The organism is Streptomyces sp. NPDC021012, from assembly GCF_044333355.1.
GTDB lineage: Bacteria > Actinomycetota > Actinomycetes > Streptomycetales > Streptomycetaceae > Streptomyces.
Genome location: NZ_JBIRQU010000013.1, coordinates 102,983 through 119,694, shown reverse-complemented (window position 1 = coordinate 119,694; position 16,712 = coordinate 102,983). Strand labels below are relative to the sequence as shown.

At 71.6% G+C, this 16,712-nt stretch carries 13 protein-coding genes and 1 pseudogene; 10 read left to right on the top strand and 4 right to left on the bottom strand.

What is annotated here, in order from left to right; genetic code table 11:
• Nucleotides 1–6: 6 nt before the first annotated feature.
• The 6 genes from ACH4TP_RS32765 (at nt 7) to ACH4TP_RS32740 (ending at nt 10,103) form a co-directional block, all read left to right on the top strand.
• A complete protein-coding gene (locus ACH4TP_RS32765; RefSeq protein WP_398439982.1) occupies nt 7–984 on the top strand; it encodes an ABC transporter substrate-binding protein in 978 nt (325 codons plus the stop codon).
• Between the two features lie 205 nt (nt 985–1,189).
• On the top strand, nt 1,190–3,628 hold the full coding sequence (locus ACH4TP_RS32760) for an FAD-dependent oxidoreductase (RefSeq protein ID WP_398439981.1): 2,439 nt from the start codon (nt 1,190–1,192) through the stop codon (nt 3,626–3,628).
• A gap of 78 nt (nt 3,629–3,706) precedes the next feature.
• Nucleotides 3,707–4,990, top strand: coding sequence for a serine hydroxymethyltransferase (glyA, locus tag ACH4TP_RS32755; protein ID WP_398439979.1), 1,284 nt, complete (start codon nt 3,707–3,709; stop codon nt 4,988–4,990).
• A complete protein-coding gene (locus ACH4TP_RS32750) occupies nt 4,987–6,219 on the top strand; it encodes a sarcosine oxidase subunit beta family protein (protein ID WP_389233511.1) in 1,233 nt (410 codons plus the stop codon). The genes glyA and ACH4TP_RS32750 overlap by 4 nt, the downstream gene beginning before the upstream one ends.
• Nucleotides 6,220–6,229: 10 nt before the next feature.
• Complete coding sequence (locus ACH4TP_RS32745) at nt 6,230–9,508, top strand: sarcosine oxidase subunit delta family protein (protein ID WP_398439978.1); 3,279 nt, start codon at nt 6,230–6,232, stop codon at nt 9,506–9,508.
• Nucleotides 9,501–10,103 (top strand): sarcosine oxidase subunit gamma, encoded by a 603-nt coding sequence (locus tag ACH4TP_RS32740; protein ID WP_398439977.1) that lies wholly within the window; start codon nt 9,501–9,503, stop codon nt 10,101–10,103. Before ACH4TP_RS32745 ends, ACH4TP_RS32740 begins: the two co-directional genes overlap by 8 nt.
• A gap of 73 nt (nt 10,104–10,176) precedes the next feature.
• Here ACH4TP_RS32740 and ACH4TP_RS32735 read toward each other — a convergent pair whose 3' ends face one another.
• Nucleotides 10,177–10,974, bottom strand: coding sequence for an IclR family transcriptional regulator (locus ACH4TP_RS32735; protein ID WP_398182864.1), 798 nt, complete (start codon nt 10,972–10,974; stop codon nt 10,177–10,179).
• A 51-nt stretch (nt 10,975–11,025) separates the two neighbouring features.
• On the opposite strand from ACH4TP_RS32735, the gene ACH4TP_RS32730 reads away from it, so the two are divergent.
• From ACH4TP_RS32730 to ACH4TP_RS32715, 4 genes and pseudogenes are all read left to right on the top strand, one after another.
• A complete protein-coding gene (locus ACH4TP_RS32730) occupies nt 11,026–11,139 on the top strand; it encodes a serine dehydratase beta chain (protein ID WP_398439976.1) in 114 nt (37 codons plus the stop codon).
• 5 nt (nt 11,140–11,144) lie between these two features.
• Nucleotides 11,145–11,969, top strand: a pseudogene (locus tag ACH4TP_RS32725) (L-serine ammonia-lyase); the annotation flags it as partial.
• Between the two features lie 105 nt (nt 11,970–12,074).
• Nucleotides 12,075–12,602, top strand: coding sequence for a hypothetical protein (locus ACH4TP_RS32720; protein WP_398439975.1), 528 nt, complete (start codon nt 12,075–12,077; stop codon nt 12,600–12,602).
• A 110-nt stretch (nt 12,603–12,712) separates the two neighbouring features.
• A complete protein-coding gene (locus ACH4TP_RS32715) occupies nt 12,713–12,847 on the top strand; it encodes a hypothetical protein (protein ID WP_398439974.1) in 135 nt (44 codons plus the stop codon).
• Nucleotides 12,848–12,917: 70 nt separating this feature from the next.
• Here ACH4TP_RS32715 and ACH4TP_RS32710 read toward each other — a convergent pair whose 3' ends face one another.
• From ACH4TP_RS32710 to ACH4TP_RS32700, 3 genes are read right to left on the bottom strand one after another with little or no spacing between them, the layout of a single operon-like run.
• Nucleotides 12,918–14,012 (bottom strand): Rieske 2Fe-2S domain-containing protein, encoded by a 1,095-nt coding sequence (locus ACH4TP_RS32710; RefSeq protein WP_398439972.1) that lies wholly within the window; start codon nt 14,010–14,012, stop codon nt 12,918–12,920.
• Entirely contained in the window at nt 14,009–15,064 is a 1,056-nt protein-coding gene (locus ACH4TP_RS32705; RefSeq protein ID WP_398182852.1) for an MDR family NADP-dependent oxidoreductase, read from the bottom strand. Before ACH4TP_RS32705 ends, ACH4TP_RS32710 begins: the two co-directional genes overlap by 4 nt.
• The gene (locus tag ACH4TP_RS32700; RefSeq protein WP_389233789.1) at nt 15,061–16,704 is read right to left on the bottom strand and encodes a phytoene desaturase family protein; all 1,644 of its coding nucleotides are present in this window, start codon (nt 16,702–16,704) and stop codon (nt 15,061–15,063) included. The genes ACH4TP_RS32705 and ACH4TP_RS32700 overlap by 4 nt, the downstream gene beginning before the upstream one ends.
• Nucleotides 16,705–16,712: the final 8 nt, after the last annotated feature.

The following is a 16,712-nucleotide window of genomic DNA, read 5'->3' as shown; positions in this document are numbered from 1 at the left end:
ACCAGCATGGCAGCACAGGTACGACAGTGGGGAATCGGCACGGCCGGCGCGGCCGTCGTGACCGTCCTCGGGCTGACCCTCACCGCCTGCGGCGGTGCGAAGGTCGGCGCCGACTCCGCGGGTTCGGGCAGCCCGGGCAAGTGCGGCACCTTCAACCTCGCGGTCAACCCGTGGGTGGGCTACGAGGCGGACGCGGCGGTCGTCGCGTACGTCGCGCAGAAGGACCTCGGTTGCACGGTCAAGAAGAAGGACCTGAAGGAGGAGATCGCCTGGCAGGGCTTCGGGACGGGCGAGGTCGACACCGTCCTGGAGAACTGGGGCCACGACGATCTGAAGAAGAAGTACATCACCCAGCAGAAGACCGCCGTGAGCGCCGGCTCGACCGGCAACAAGGGCATCATCGGCTGGTACGTGCCGCCGTGGCTGGCCAAGGCGCACCCGGACATCACCGACTGGAAGAACCTGAACAAGTACGCGTCCGAGTTCAGGACCTCCGAGTCGGGCGGCAAGGGCCAGCTCCTTGACGGCGACCCCTCGTACGTCACCAACGACGCGGCGCTGGTGACGAACCTGAAACTGGACTTCAAGGTGGTGTACGCGGGCAGCGAGACCGCGCTCATCCAGTCCTTCCGGAAGGCCGAGAAGAACAGGGAATGGGTGATCGGCTACTTCTACGAGCCGCAGTGGTTCCTGTCCGAGGTGCCGTTGGTCAAGGTGAACCTGCCCGCGTACACGACGGGCTGTGACGCCGACGCGGCGAAGATCGCCTGCGACTACCCCGTGTACGACCTCGACAAGGTCGTCAGCGCGAAGTTCGCGAAGTCCGGCAGCCCGGCCTACCGCCTGGTGAAGAACTTCACGTGGACGAACGACGACCAGAACACCGTGGCCAAGTACATCGCGGTGGACAAGATGTCGCCCGAGGCGGCGGCGAAGAAGTGGGTGGAGGCCAACCGCGACAAGGTCGACGCCTGGCTCAAGTAGCCCACGTCGAGAAGACGTTCCGAGATGCCCGGCGGGCGGTGCGCACCTGTGTGCGCCGCCCTCCGGGCATTGCCGCGTTCCGGGCTGTTCGCCGGCGTCGCCGACCCCTTGACACCCCTCTCCGCGAGCGGCACATTGAGTTGCGCAACCTGAACCATGTTGCGCAGCAAGCAACTTGACTGGTTTTGAATCAGGAGGTGCGGCGATGGCGGGACCCCGAGTGGTGATCATCGGAGCGGGTGTCGTGGGAGCGGCGCTCGCGGACGAGATCTCCGCGCGCGGCTGGACCGAAGTGACCGTGGTCGACCAGGGTCCGCTCCCCGCGACCGGGGGCTCCACGTCACACGCCCCCGGCCTGGTCTTCCAGACGAACTCCTCCAAGACCATGACCGAGCTGGCCCGCTACACCGTCGAGAAGTTCTGCTCCCTCGACGTCGACGGCAAGCCCTGCTTCCTGCAGGTCGGCGGCCTCGAAGTGGCGACCACCCCCGAACGCCTCGCGGAACTGCACCGCCGCCACGGCTGGATCACCGCCTGGGGCATCGAGGCCCGCATGCTGAGCGCCGACGAGTGCGTCGAGCGGCATCCGCTGGTGAACCGGGACAGGGTCCTCGGCGGACTCCTGATCCCGACGGACGGGATCGCCAAGGCCGTCCTCGCCGTCGAGGCGCAGATCCGCCGGGCCACCGAACGCGGCGTCACCTTCCTGGCCCGCCACGAAGTCCTCGACATCCGGCAGAGCGAGGGCCGGGTGACCGGTGTCCTCACCGACCAGGGCGAGATCGCCGCCGACATCGTGGTGTGCTGCGCCGGCATCTGGGGCCCGAAGATCGCCCGCATGGTCGGCATGAACCTCCCGCTGACCCCGCTCGCCCACCAGCTCGCCTGGACCGGACCGGTCCCGGCGCTCGCCGGCCAGACGGAGGAGGCGGTACGACCGATCCTGCGCCACCAGGACGCCGACCTCTACTACCGCGACCGCTTCGACGGCATCGGCATCGGCTCCTACGGCCACCGCCCGATGCCCGTCTCGGCCGACGACATCCTCTCCGTCGACGAGGCCGCCACCATGCCCTCGGTCCTCGATTTCACCGAGGAGGACTTCGAGGACGCCTGGACCGAGACCCGGTCGCTGCTCCCCGCGACGGCGGAGGCCAAGGTCGAGGAGGGCATCAACGGCCTGTTCTCCTTCACCACCGACAACTTCCCGCTCCTCGGCGAGTCCCAGGACGTCAAGGGCTTCTGGGTGGCGGAGGCGGTGTGGGTCACCCACTCCGCGGGCGTGGGCCGCGCCATGGCCGAATGGCTCGTCGACGGCCACTGCTCGTCCTTCGACCTGCACGAGTGCGACGTCAACCGCTTCGAGCCGCACCAGCTGTCCCCGGAGTACGTCCTGGCCCGCGACTGCCGGAACTTCGTCGAGGTCTACGACATCATCCACCCCCTCCAGCCGTCGGGGGACCCGCGCCCGATCCGCACGAGCCCCTTCCACACCCGCCAGCAGGAGCACGGCGCGTTCTTCCTGGAGGCGAGCGGCTGGGAACGCCCCCAGTGGTACGAGGCCAACGCGGGGCTGGTCGAAGGCCGCAACATCCCCACCCCGAACGACTGGGCCGCGCGGTTCTGGTCGCCCATCGTCGGCGCCGAGGCACAGGCCACCCGCGAGACCGTCGCGATGTACGACATGACGGCCCTCAAGCGACTCGAGGTCACCGGCCCGGGTGCCGCGGACTTCCTGGAGGGACTGACCACCGGCAAGGTCGCCAAGTCGGTCGGCTCGGTGACGTACACCCTGCTCCTGGACCACGACGGCGGCATCCGCAGCGACGTCACCGTCGCCCGGCTGGCCCGCGACCTCTTCCAGGTCGGCGCCAACGGCAACCTGGACCTCGACTGGCTCACCCGCCACCTTCCCGCCGACGGCACGGTCCAGGTCCGCGACATCACCGCCGGCACCTGCTGCGTCGGCCTGTGGGGCCCCCTGGCCCGCAAGGTCCTGCAGCCGCTGACGGACGAGGACTTCTCGGGCGACGGCCTGAAGTACTTCCGCGCCAAGCGCGCCTACATCGGCTCGGTGCCCGTCACCGCGATGCGACTGTCGTACGTCGGCGAGCTCGGCTGGGAGCTCTACACCACCGCCGACCAGGGCCTGAAGCTGTGGGACACCCTGTGGCGGGCGGCCCAGCCGCTCGGCGGCGTCATCGCCGGCCGCGGCGCCTTCAACAGCCTCCGCCTGGAGAAGGGCTACCGCTCCTTCGGCACCGACATGACCTACGAGCACGACCCCTACGAGGCCGGCGTCGGCTTCGCCGTCAAGCACGACAAGGGCGACTTCATCGGCAAGGCGGCCCTGGAGCGCCGCAGGGAAGACGTACGGCGCAAGCTGACCTGCCTCACCATCGACGACCCGCGGTCGGTCGTCCTGGGCAAGGAACCGGTCTACGACGGCGACCGCGCGGTCGGCTACGTCACCAGCGCCGCCTACGGCCACACGATCGGCAAGGGCATCGCCTACGCCTGGCTCCCCACGGAACTCACCACCCCCGGCACCACCCTGCACATCGGCTACTTCGACCGGCGCGTCGAGGCGGTCGTCGCCGAGGAGCCGCTGTTCGACCCGACCATGTCCCGCCTCCGTGGCTGACGGAGGCGTGGGACCCATGACGAGGGCCATGCTGCTCGCCAACGTCGTCGAGGCCGCCGAGAGGAACGCGAACACCGTATGAACGTGCTGAACACCTCCCTGGCCGAGCTGGACCCCGAGGTCCACGAGGCCCTCCGCGCAGAGCTGCACCGCCAGCAGTCCACCCTCGAGATGATCGCCTCCGAGAACTTCGCGCCGTCCGCCGTGATGGAGGCCCAGGGATCGGTCGCGACCAACAAGTACGCCGAGGGCTACCCCGGCCGCCGCTACTACGGCGGCTGCGAACACGTGGACGTCACCGAGCGCCTGGCCATCGAGCGCGTCAAGTCCCTCTTCGGGGCCCGCTTCGCCAACGTCCAGCCGCACTCGGGCGCACAGGCGAACACCGCCGTCTTCTTCGCCCTCCTCCAGCCCGGCGACACCGTCCTCGGCCTCGACCTCGCGCACGGCGGCCACCTCACCCACGGCATGCGCGTCAACTACAGCGGCAGGATGCTCGATGTCGTGCCGTACCACGTCTCCGAGACCGACCACCTCGTCGACATGGAGGAGGTCGAGCGGCTCGCCAAGGAACACCGGCCCAAGATGATCATCGCGGGCTGGTCGGCGTACCCCAGGAAGCTGGACTTCGCGGCCTTCCGGCGGATCGCCGACGAGGTCGGCGCCCTCCTCATGGTCGACATGGCGCACTTCGCGGGCCTGGTCGCCGCCGGACTGCACCCCAGCCCCGTCCCGCACGCGCACGTGGTCACCACCACGACGCACAAGACGCTCGGCGGTCCCCGCGGCGGAGTCATCCTCACCGACGACGCCGACCTCGCCAAGAAGATCAACTCGGCGGTGTTCCCCGGCATGCAGGGCGGCCCGCTGGAACACGTCATCGCCGCGAAGGCGGTCTCCTTCAAGGTGGCGGCGTCGCCCGGGTTCGCCGAACGCCAGGCCCGTACGCTGGCCGGTGCCCGCCTCCTCGCCGAGCGCCTCACCCGGCCCGACGCGGCCGCGGCCGGAGTGAAGGTCCTGACGGGCGGCACGGACGTCCACCTCGTCCTCGTCGACCTGCGGGACTCCGAACTCGACGGAAAGCGGGCCGAGGACCTGCTGCACGCGATCGGCATCACCGTCAACCGCAACGCCGTCCCCTTCGACCCGCGCCCGCCCATGGTCACCTCCGGCCTGCGCATCGGAACGCCGGCCCTGGCCACCCGGGGCTTCACGGAGGAGGACTTCGCCGAAGTCGCCGACGTGATCGCACTGGCCCTCCAACCCGAACCGGACACGGCCGCCCTGCGCGCCCGCACCGAGACGCTCGCGGCCAAGTACCCGCTCTACCCGCACCTTTCGGAAGACGGAGACGCCCGATGAGCCCCAGCACCCCAGGCGCCGACCTCCCCGACCACCCCGACTGGCTCTGGCGCGATCCCGAGCCCAAGCGCTCGTACGACGTGGTGATCGTGGGCGGCGGCGGACACGGCCTGGCCACCGCCCACTACCTGGCGAAGAACCACGGCATCACCGACGTCGCGGTCCTGGAGAAGGGCTGGCTGGGCGGCGGCAACATGGCCCGCAACACCACGATCATCCGCTCCAACTACCTGTGGGACGAGAGCGCCGGCATCTACGAGCACGCGCTCAAACTGTGGGAAGGCCTCGAGGAGGAGCTGGACTACCCGATCCTCTTCTCCCAGCGCGGCGTGCTGAACCTCGCCCACAGCCTGCAGGACGTCCGCGACAGCGTGCGCCGGGTGGAGGCGAACCGGCTCAACGGCGTGGACGCCGAGTGGCTGGACGCGGAGCAGGTCAAGGAAGTCTGCCCGATCGTCAACACCTCCCCGGACGTGCGCTACCCGGTCCTCGGCGGCACCTACCAGCCGCGCGCCGGCATCGCCAAGCACGACTACGTGGCCTGGGGCCTCGCCCGCTCCGCGGACGCCGCCGGCATCGACATCATCCAGAACTGCGAGGTCACCGGCCTGGACGTGGTCGGCGGCCGGGTGGTCGGCGTCCAGACCACGCGCGGTCCCATCGGCGCGGGCAAGGTGGCCCTGTGCTCCGCCGGCCACACCTCGGTCCTCGCCGCCATGGCCGGCATCGAACTCCCGCTCCAGAGCCATCCGTTGCAGGCACTGGTCTCCGAACTCCTGGAGCCGGTCCACCCCACGGTGGTCATGTCCAACGCCGTCCACGTGTACGTGAGCCAGGCGCACAAGGGCGAGCTGGTGATGGGCGCCGGCATCGACGCGTACAACTCCTACACCCAGCGCGGCGCCTTCCACATCATCGAAGAGCAGATGTCCGCCGCCCTGGAACTCTTCCCGGTCTTCGCCCGCGCCCACGTGCTGCGCACCTGGGGCGGCATCGTCGACGTCAGCCCCGACGCCTCGCCGATCGTCGGCCTCAGCCCGGTCGACAACCTCTATCTCAACTGCGGGTGGGGCACGGGCGGTTTCAAAGCCACCCCGGGCGTCGGCTGGGTCTACGCCCACACCATCGCCCACGACGCCCCCCACCCCCTGAACGCCCCCTTCTCGCTCGACCGTTTCACCACCGGCGCGCTCGTCGACGAGCACGGCGCGGCCGCGGTGGCCCACTAGGGAGCCGACCATGCTGCTCATCCCCTGCCCTTGGTGCGGGCCCCGCGACGAGGCCGAGTTCCACTACGGCGGCCAGGCGCACGTGCCCTACCCCGAGGACCCCGCCGCCCTCACCGACGAGGAGTGGGCGCGGTACCTGTTCTTCCGCGACAACCCCAAGGGCCCGTTCGCCGAGCGGTGGAGCCACGCGGCGGGCTGCCGCAGGTGGTTCAACGCGGTGCGCGACACGGCGACGAACGAGATCCTGGCCGTCTACAAGGCGGGGGAGTCGCGCCCGGAGACGGTGGAACCGCGTCCGGTCACCTCACAGCCCCGTCCGGTCACCTCACAGCCGCGTCCGGAATCGCCAGCCCGTCCGGCGACCGAGGACGAGGCCCGTTCAGGGCCGACGGGGGCCCAGGGGGCGGAGCCCCCTGGCGGGGTCGAAGGGGCGGCGTCCCCGGAGGGCGGCAGGGGGAGGAGTGCCGGGGGCGACCATCCCTTCCGCGCCCCCACCGGCGGCCGGATCGACCGCGACACCCCCCTCGCCTTCACCTTCGACGGCATCCGGTACGAAGGGTTCCGGGGCGACACCCTCGCCTCCGCCCTCCTCGCCAACGGCGTCGTCCAGGCCGCCACCAGCATCAAGCTGGGCCGCCCCCGCGGCATCTTCTCGGCCGGCGTGGAGGAACCCAACGCGGTCGTCCAGATCGAGGCCCCCTTCCCCGAGCCCATGCTCCCCGCCACCACCGTCGAGCTCTACGACGGCCTGGTCGCGAGCAGCCTCCCGGGCCAGGGACGCCTCGCCACCGAACCCGATCCCGCCCGCTACGACGCCGTACACGCCCACTGCGACCTGCTGGTCGTCGGCGCGGGCCCCGCCGGCCTCGCGGCCGCCGCGGCGGCCGCGAGGAGCGGCGCACGCGTCATCCTCGCCGACGACCAGCCGGAACCCGGCGGCAGCCTGCTCGGCACCGGCGAACACCTCGACTGGGTGGAGGCGACCCGCGCACGACTCGAAGCCGCCCCGGAGGTACGCGTCCTGCGGCGCACCACCGTCTTCGGCCACTACGACGACAACCACCTCCTCGCCGTCGAGCACCGCACCAACCACCTCGGCGCCGAGGCCCCGGAGCACGTCTCCCGCGAGCGCGTCTGGCGGATCCGCGCCCGGCGCGTGGTCCTCGCGACCGGCGCCCACGAGCGCTCACTGGCGTTCGGAGACAACGACCGACCCGGTGTGATGCTGGCCGCCTCGGCCCGGACGTACCTCCACCGCTACGCCGTTCTGCCCGGTCGGCACGCGGTCGTGTTCACCACCAACGACAGCGCCTACGCCGCCGCCCTCGATCTGTCGGCGGCGGGAGCGGACATCGCGGCGATCGTCGACACCCGGCCCGAGCCGGGGGAGTGGGCCGAGCGTGCCCGGTCCGCCGGGATCGAGGTGCTGGCCGGACACGCGGTCACGGGCACGGAGGGCGGGGCCCGCCTCACCGCCGTGACGGTCGCCCCGTACGGGGAGTCCGTGGGACGACGGGAGTTCGCCGTCGACCTGCTCCTGGTCTCCGGCGGCTGGAACCCGGTCGCGCACCTGTTCAGCCAGGCGGGCGGCAAGCTCCGCCACGACGAGGTACTCGGCACGTTCGTGCCCGACAGCTGCCGTCAGGCGGTGGACGTCGCGGGCAGCGCGAACGGGGCCTTCGATCTCGCCACGACCCTCGCGCAGGGCGCGGCGGCCGGCGCCCGCGCGGTCGAGGCGGAGGGCTACACCGCCGAGGCGCCGGCCCTCCCGGCCGTCGCCGCCCAGCCGCACACCCCGCCCATGCGGGTGTTCGCCGTCCCCACCGGCACCGGAGCCCCCCGGTTCGTCGACCTCCAGCGCGATGTCACGGTCGACGACCTGGCACGGGCGACCGGGGCGGGCCTGCGCTCGGTGGAGCACACCAAGCGCTACACCACGGCCGGCACCGCCAACGACCAGGGGAAGACGGGCGGGGTCCTGACGAGCGGGATCGTCGCCGAACTCCTCGGCGTGGACGTCTCGGCGCTCGGCCTGCCCACGTTCCGGCCGCCGTACACCCCCGTCTCCTTCGCCACCCTCGCCGGCCGCGACCGCGGCGCGCTGTCCGACCCGATCCGCACGACCGCCGTCCACGCGTGGCACGTCGCGCACGGCGCCCTGTTCGAGAACGTCGGCCAGTGGAAGCGACCCTGGTACTACCCGCAGGACGGCGAGGACATGGACGCGGCCGTGCTGCGCGAGTGCCGCGCCGCCCGCGAGGGCGTGGCCTTCATGGACGCCTCCACCCTCGGCAAGATCGACGTGCAGGGCCCGGACGCCGCGATCTTCCTCGACCGGCTCTACACCAACATGATGAGCACCCTGAAGGTCGGCATGATCCGCTACGGCGTCATGAGCCGCCTGGACGGCATGATCTTCGACGACGGCACGGTCATCCGCGTCGCCCAGGACCGCTTCCTGGTCACCACCACCACGGGCAACGCGGCCGCCGTACTGGACTGGATGGAGGAGTGGCTGCAGACCGAGTGGCCCGAACTCCGCGTCCACTGCACCTCCGTCACCGAGCAGTGGGCCACCGTCGCCCTGGTCGGCCCGCGTTCCCGCGAGGTGCTCGGCTCGCTCGCACCCCGACTGGCGGTCGCCAACGACGACTTCCCGTTCATGGCGTGGCGGGAGACGACGGTCGCGGGCATCGAGGCAAGGGTGTGCCGGATCAGCTTCTCCGGCGAACTCGCCTATGAGATCAACGTGTCACCGTGGGAGGCCCTCGCCCTGTGGGAGGCGCTGTACGAGGCGGGCGCCCCGCACGGCATCACTCCGTACGGGACGGAGACCATGCACGTCCTGCGCGCGGAGAAGGGGTACCCGATCATCGGCCAGGACACCGACGGCACGGTCACCCCGCAGGACCTCGGCATGAGCTGGGCTGTGTCCAAGAAGAAGCCCGACTTCATCGGCAAGCGCTCCTACGCCCGCGCCGACACCGTCCGCCCCGACCGCAAGCACCTCGTCGGCCTCCTCCCCGAGGACCCGGCCGCCCTCCTCCCCGAGGGCACCCACCTGGTCGCCGACGGCGAACTGCCCGCCCCGCCCGTCCCGATGCTCGGGCACGTCACCTCCAGCTACCGCAGCGCGGCGCTCGGCCGGACCTTCGCGCTCGCCCTGATCAAGGGCGGCCGGGACCGCATCGGCGAACGCCTCTACGCACCCGTCGGCGACCGGCTGCTGCCGGTGACCGTCGCAAGCCCCGTCCTCTACGACCCCGAGGGAGCCCGCCGCGATGGCTGACACCGCTCCGACCGCACGGCAGCGCAGCCCGCTGGCGCATGCCGCCGACCGCCTGGCCGCCGCGACGCGCTCCTCCGGCGGCGCGGTCCGCCTGGCCGAAGTCCCCTTCCTGGCACAGATCAACGTCCGCCTCGACGCCAAGAGCCCGGCGGCGGATGCCGTCGGACTCGCCCTGGGACTCCCACTGCCCCTGGAACCCGACACCGTCGTACGCGTGGGGGAGCTGGGCGCGGTGTGGCTCGGCCCCGACGAATGGCTGGTGGTGGGCCCGCCCGGCACCCAGCGGGACCTGGAGAGCAGGATCCGCTCGGCGGCCGGGGACGAGCACGTCTCCGTCACCGACGTCTCCGCCCAGCGCACCACCCTCCTGGTCGGCGGCCCGCGCGCCCGCGACCTGCTGTCCCACGGCTGCCGGCTGGACCTGCACCCGCGCGTCTTCGGCCCCGGTCGTTCGGCCCAGACGACGCTGGGCCGCACCCAGGTCGTCCTGGTGGCCCGGGACGAGCCCAGGGCGGGGTTCTGGGTGCTCGTGCGCTCCTCCTTCGCCGGCTACCTGACGGACTGGCTCCTTGACGCGGCCGTGGAATACGGGTGAACGGCGCGGTGCGGCGGCACTCCGCGCCGCCGCACCGGGGATCGCGCACGCCTCCATGGGGACCGGGGGAGACTCAGCCCACGTGGCCCATCCGGTGGCTGATCTCCTCGGCGCCCCGGACCAGCAGGGGCGCGAGCTCGTGGATGCGCTCCTCGGTGAAGCGGTACGCGGGGCCGGAGGCGCTGAGGGCGGCGAGGGTCTCGCCCTGGTGGGAACGGATCGGGGCCGCGACGGCATGCAGTCCGATCTCGAATTCCTCCAGCGTCACCGCGTACCCGCGCTCCCGCGCCTCGGCGAGGTTCTTCTCCAGCTTGGTCCTGGCGGTCAGGGTGTGCGGCGTCAGCTTCTTCAACCCGGATGCCGCGAGCACGCCGGCGCGCTCCTTCGCCGGCAGATGGGCGAGCAGGATCTTGCCGCTGGACGTCGCATGCACCGGGGTGAGCTGCCCGACCCAGTTGTGCGTACCGACCGCGCCCGGGCCGCGTACCTGGTAGAGGTTGACCGCGTAATGCTCCTGCAGGACGGCGATGTTGACGGTCTCGCCGATCTCCTCGCTGAGCCGCTCGCACACCGGCCGGCCCTGCTGTGTGATGTCGAGACGGCCCGTGACCGCCCCCGCCAGGCGGACGATCCCGAAGCCCAGCCGGTACTTGCCCCGCTCGGCCGCCTGCTCCACCAGACCGCGCGCCTCCAGCGCACCGAGCAGGCGGAACGCGGTCGACTTGTGGACGTCGATCTCGACGGCCACCTCGCTGACGCCCGCCTCACCGCGCTGGGCGAGGATCTCCAGGACACTGACGGCACGGTCGACGGACTGCACCCCGTTCACTGCGGGAGCCTGCGTTTCGCCATATGCCGAGTGGTTGCTCATGGCGCAACTATAAGCAAGGTCGGATCGTCCAGCCCCACAAGGAGTCCTTCCATGGCCATCTCGGTCTTCGACCTGTTCTCGATCGGCATCGGTCCTTCGAGCTCCCACACGGTGGGCCCCATGAGGGCGGCCCGGATGTTCGCCCGCCGCCTGAAGACGGCATGACGGTCTTAGTCCTCACCAGGGAGACCGACCTGTCGATCTCCTCGCTGATGCTGGAGAACGAGAAGGCCTGGCGCACCGAGGAGGAGATCCGCGCGGGTCTGCTGGAGATCTGGCGGGTCATGCAGGCCTGCGTCCTGCGCGGCATGTCCCGCGAGGGCATCCTGCCCGGCGGCCTGAAGGTCCGCCGCCGCGCCGCGACCTCCGCCCGCAAGCTGCGCTCCGAGGGCGACCCGGCCGCGCACGCGATGGAGTGGATCACCCTCTACGCGATGGCGGTGAACGAGGAGAACGCGGCGGGCGGCCGGGTGGTCACCGCCCCGACGAACGGCGCGGCCGGCATCATCCCCGCCGTCCTGCACTACTACATGAACTTCGTCCCGGGCGCCGACGAGGACGGCATCGTCCGCTTCCTGCTCGCGGCCGGCGCGGTCGGCATGCTGTTCAAGGAGAACGCCTCGATCTCCGGCGCCGAGGTCGGCTGCCAGGGCGAGGTCGGCTCGGCCTGCTCGATGGCGGCGGGCGCCCTCGCCGAGGTCCTCGGCGGCTCCCCGGAGCAGGTGGAGAACGCGGCCGAGATCGGCATGGAGCACAACCTGGGCCTGACCTGCGACCCGGTCGGCGGCCTGGTCCAGATCCCGTGCATCGAGCGCAACGGCATGGCGGCGGTCAAGGCCGTCACGGCGGCGAAGATGTCGATGCGCGGCGACGGCAGCCACCTGGTCTCCCTCGACAAGGTCATCAAGACCATGAAGGAGACCGGCGCCGACATGAGCGTCAAGTACAAGGAGACCGCGCGCGGCGGTCTCGCGGTGAACATCATCGAGTGCTGAACCGTTCACGCGCCACGAAGACCACGTACGAGAACGCGGAGGACAGCGTGTCCGCGGGAGTGCTTCTCGCCCCCGGGGGAGGCGACCAGGCCCTCCTCGGCGCTGATGGAGAGGGTGATCCCGGCGTCCGGCCGTGCCTGCGGCAGTGCAGTGCCGGCCATCACGCTGCACGGCGGCGACGAAGGCGTCGGGCAGGGGGTGGCCGTAGGCGTGGGCGGCGAGCTCCAACTCGTCGTACTGCTCGCCCTGTGTCATCTGCCTTTCGGGCTTGCGATACCCGTGGACGGGCAGGAACAGCGGGACGCCGGGGGCATGTCGGTGACGCTGACAGCGGCCATGTACGGCCAGACGGTGAACCCCACGGCCAGCGGCCTGCCCGCCGGCGGCACCGCCGCGTTCAGCCTCGCCCCCGTGACGGCCGGAGGGCCCTCGGCTCTCACTCCCGGCACCACCGCGGCCACGGTCTGCGGCACGTACCGGATCGCGGTCGACTGGGCGAGCGCCTCGGCCGGCCACATGGCGCTCCTCTCCCCGACCGTCACCGGCGGCGCCACCCGGTGCACGGCGGCCCGGTGGGTCTCGTCCAGCGTCTGCACCGGCGGCCGGCAGGTCTCGCACAGGGCCACACCTTGAAGGCCAGGTGGTGGACAACGGCGAGGAGCCGGGCGCCATGGGCGAGCGGGGCGTCCGGCAGGACCTCGGCGCCTGCCGACACCCGCGACGACCGCACGGCGCACCACCGTATGCGGGTCGCCGACGGACGGGCCCCACACGGTGGTCCACGCTCCGACGCCACCCTGTGCGCCCACACCGACGACGGCACCCTCGGCAACGCGCGCGAGCTCCACGCCGAGCAGCAGGCGCGGCGGAGCGCCTGACACCTCGCCGCCACCCCCGAACGCCCCGTCCTCCCGTCCGGCGAAGCCCCCGCTTCTGGGAGCAGCCGGACTACGTCATCCTGCTCTCCGCTTCCCCCGCCGCTCTCCGCACCACCGACGACGGCACGTGCGCCCGCAGCCGGTCCGGCGGATAGAACTGCCGGGCCCAGTGGCGGAACGGACCGATCGGGCCGTCGCCGCGGGCCAGCCGGGGCGGGGACACGTACCGCTTCGTCGACCAGACCGGGAAGTCCTGGGACACGAAAGCGCAGTTGCCCCGGAACATCACACCCGCCAGCAGCCAGTGTGCCGAGCCGCTCACCCAGCGGGCCAGTGGGGCCGGGAGGGAGGCCGGCTCGGCCACCTCGAAGCGGCTCGTCTGGCGCAGCTGGAAAGCCGCGGGCGCGATCATCGTGGTCGTGTATACGGCACAGGTGCGCACCCCGAACCGGGGGAGCGCCGTGCACACGTGCACCCGGCTGATCCCGTTGCCCTCCAGCGTCACCTCCAGCGGACTCGCGCCCAGCAGCGGCACCCGTTCCTCGGAGCGCACCGAGATCCGGAAGGACCGCCCCTCGAAGACCGCCGGCTCGGCCACTTCCGACGCGCCCCAGCCGTGCAGCGGCGTGAAGTGCCCGATGTCCACCGTGTTCTCGACCACGTCCTGGCTGTGCCCCGCCATCTCCCACGCAGCCAGCCGCGGCGCCCGAGTCCCGAGCGTGTGCCAGGGCGTGAGCTCCCAGTCCGGCGCCCGCCCGTCGTGGTGCCGCCACACGAAGACGGCGCCGTCGACCTCGCGCACCGGCAGCAGGGTCAGGTCCGAGGACGGCGGCGGGGGCGTGCCGTACCCCGTCCGCGTGCAGGCGCCGTCCGGGCCGAAGGCGAAGCGGTGGAAGGGGCACAGCAGCTCGTCGCCCTCCAGCGCGCCGAGCCCGAGGTGCGCCCCCAGGTGCGGGCAGTACGGGCGGACCGCCCGCACCCCGCCGTCGCGGAGCCGGTAGAGCACCACGTCCTCGCCCTGGAGCGGCCGGGTCAGCAGCGCGCCCCGCACCACCTCCGAGGAGAACGCCACCGAGAACCAGCCGTCGGGGTACGGCAGGACCGGCTCGTGCGCGTCGGCCGGGCTCGGGCCCTCCGTGAGCGCCCGGGTGTGGCCGCGCCTCACAGCTCGACCAGCACCTTGCCGAAGGACGCAGCGCGGTCGGTGTACAGGCTGCGGTAGGCGGCGGGGATGGAGTCGAAGCCGCGGTGCACGGTCTGCTGGTAGCGGATCTCGCCGGCGCGCACCAGCGGCCCCAGCTCGGCGTGCAGTGCCGCCCAGTTGTCCTCGGTGAACCACTCCAGCGCGAAGATCCCGCGGATCGTCGTGCGCGGGAACATGATGTACGGCAGCAGCCGGGGTCCGGTCCACTCGCCGCCGACCTGGCTCGACCACTGCCAGCACACCGCGACCCGGCTGTCCACGGTGAGCATCGTGAAGACGGTGTCGGTCATGACCCCGCCGAGGTTGTCGAAGTACCGGTCCACGCCGCCGGGAGCCGCCTTCGCCAGGTCCTCGCGGAGCTGCGCCGGGTCCCCGCCGTGCCGGAAGACGACGACGGCGTCGAAGCCGAGCGCCGTCAGCCGGGCCGCCTTCTCCGGCGAACCGGTCGTGCCCACCACCCGCGCGCCCGCCCGCTTCGCCAGCTGCCCGACCAGCGTGCCGATCGCGCCGGACGCGCCGCTGATCAGGACCGTGTCGCCTGGCCGTACGGCCAGGAAGGTGGTGAGGGTGCCCCACGCGGTCATCCCGGCGCCGCCGAGGATGCCGAGCGCAGTGCTCAGCGGCAGCGCCTCGTCGTAGTGGGCCGGGTCCAGCTTCCGGTACGCGGGGAAGACCATCGGGAACGTGCCGGTCTGCCACAGCGCCTCGGCGCCGTTGCTGACCAGGTGGGTGCGCCAGCCGCCGAAGCCCTGCACGAGGTCCCCGACGCCGAACATCGCCCGCGGTCCGGCCGCCAGCACCTCCATGATCGAGTCGGCGCCCATGTGGTCGCCCACCGGGGTGTCCAGGGCGATCCCCTGGAGGTACGGGTCGACGGAGACGTACCGCGTGCGCAGCAGCATCTCGTCCTCGGCCAGGTCGGTGTCGAGCTCCTCCACCACCTTCACGTACATCCGGTCCACGTCCGGCACGCCGTCGTTGTGCTCGCTGACGATCCACTTCTCGATCTTCACGGGGTCGCTCCTGCGGGTTCGATGAGTTGGACGGGGAGAGGGGCGCTGTCGTCGACGGAGGCGGTGAACGACCGTCCGTCGTCGCGGCAGACGAAGTGCATGACGTGCCGTCCCGAGGCCGCGGCCCGGATCAGGCCGCCGGTGGTGGCCCAGACGCCGGACAGATAGAAGTCCGCGAGCCCCGGCAGCCCCGGGCCGTGCCGCTTGACCTCCTTCTCCACGGTCTCGCCGCTGTCCACGAACGGCTGCCAGCCGAGCACCGTGCCGTCGTAGTTGCCGGTGTAGCGGACCTGGGTGAGCGGGGTGGACACGTCCCGCACCACGATCGCGTCCCGCAGCCCGGGGTGCCGCTCGTCGAGGAAGTCCACGATCGTGTCCCGCACCCGCCGCTTGGCCCGCTGGTACTCGCGTCCGCGCCCGACCGGCAGCGTGTGCAGCTCCTCGCCCCGGCGGTTCCGGGTGGACCGCTCCGGACCGGTGCTCAGCTCCCGCCACGGCGCGATGTCGCAGAAGTACGTGGCGTACACCACGGAGGTGCCCGGCGGCGACAGCTCCGGGTAGTGGCGGCTGCGGAACTGCACGTTGACGCTGGGGTGCCGGATGCCGGTGAGCCGTTCCGCGACCGCGTCCTCCAGGAGGTACGTGGTGCAGGGCTCGCCGTCCGGGAAGGGCCGGCGCAGCCCCAGGAAGACCGTCAGGTAGCCGGGGAAGACCATGCCGGGTTCCGTGATGGTCCGGGTGTACAACTCCCTGTACGTGTCGGTGAGGTAGCGGCCCTTCAGCAGGTCGAGGAGCGTGGTGCGCCCGTCGCAGGCGGAGACCACGATGTCCGCCCGCAGCTCCGTGCCGTCGCTCAGCCGGACCCCGGCCGCCCGGTCGTTCTCCACCAGGATCTCCACGGCCCTGGCGTTGTACGTGACCTCGCCGCCGAGCCCCCGGTAGCGCTCCTCGACCGAGCGGGCCAGGCCCAGCGAGCCGCCCTCGGGGACACCGGCCGAGGCGTCGGCGTGCGCCGCGAGCTGGAAGTAGAACGGCAGCACGGGGAAGTTGGGATGCTTCTCGTACAGGATGAAGTTGAACGCCTCGCGCAGCAGCGGGTCCCGGAAGCGCTCCGAGTAGTCCCGCATCAGCGTGCCGATGGAGCGCCGGATCACGTTGAAGTAGGGGACGAAGGACGCCAGCATCCGCCAGCGCTCCAGGCGGCCCATGAGCCCGACCGGGGTGAGGAAGGGGTAGCGGGCCAGCGCCTTGCGGAAGGTCCGCAGTCCGGCGCAGAAGTCGCGGATCACCCGGGCGTCGCCGGGGGAGAGGGCGAGCAGGTGCGCTTCGAGGCGGTCCGGGTCGGAGTAGAAGTGGACCGCCCGGCCGTCCCGGCCGCGCACCGTGTTGAACACGTCGAAGTTGCGCATCCGCTTGCCCTGGAGCGCGCCGAGCTCCAGCCAGATCTGGTGCATCTCGTTGCCCGGCCCGCTGCCGAGCAGCCAGCTCACGCAGCAGTCGAGGGTGAAGTCGCCCCGGTCCCAGGCCGTGCAGGAGCCGCCCGGGATCTCGTGCATCTCCAGCACCCGGCTGCGATAGCCGTTCATCTGGGCGTAGCAGCCGGTGGAGAGCCCGCCGAGCCCCCCGCCGACGATCAGCATGGTCTTTC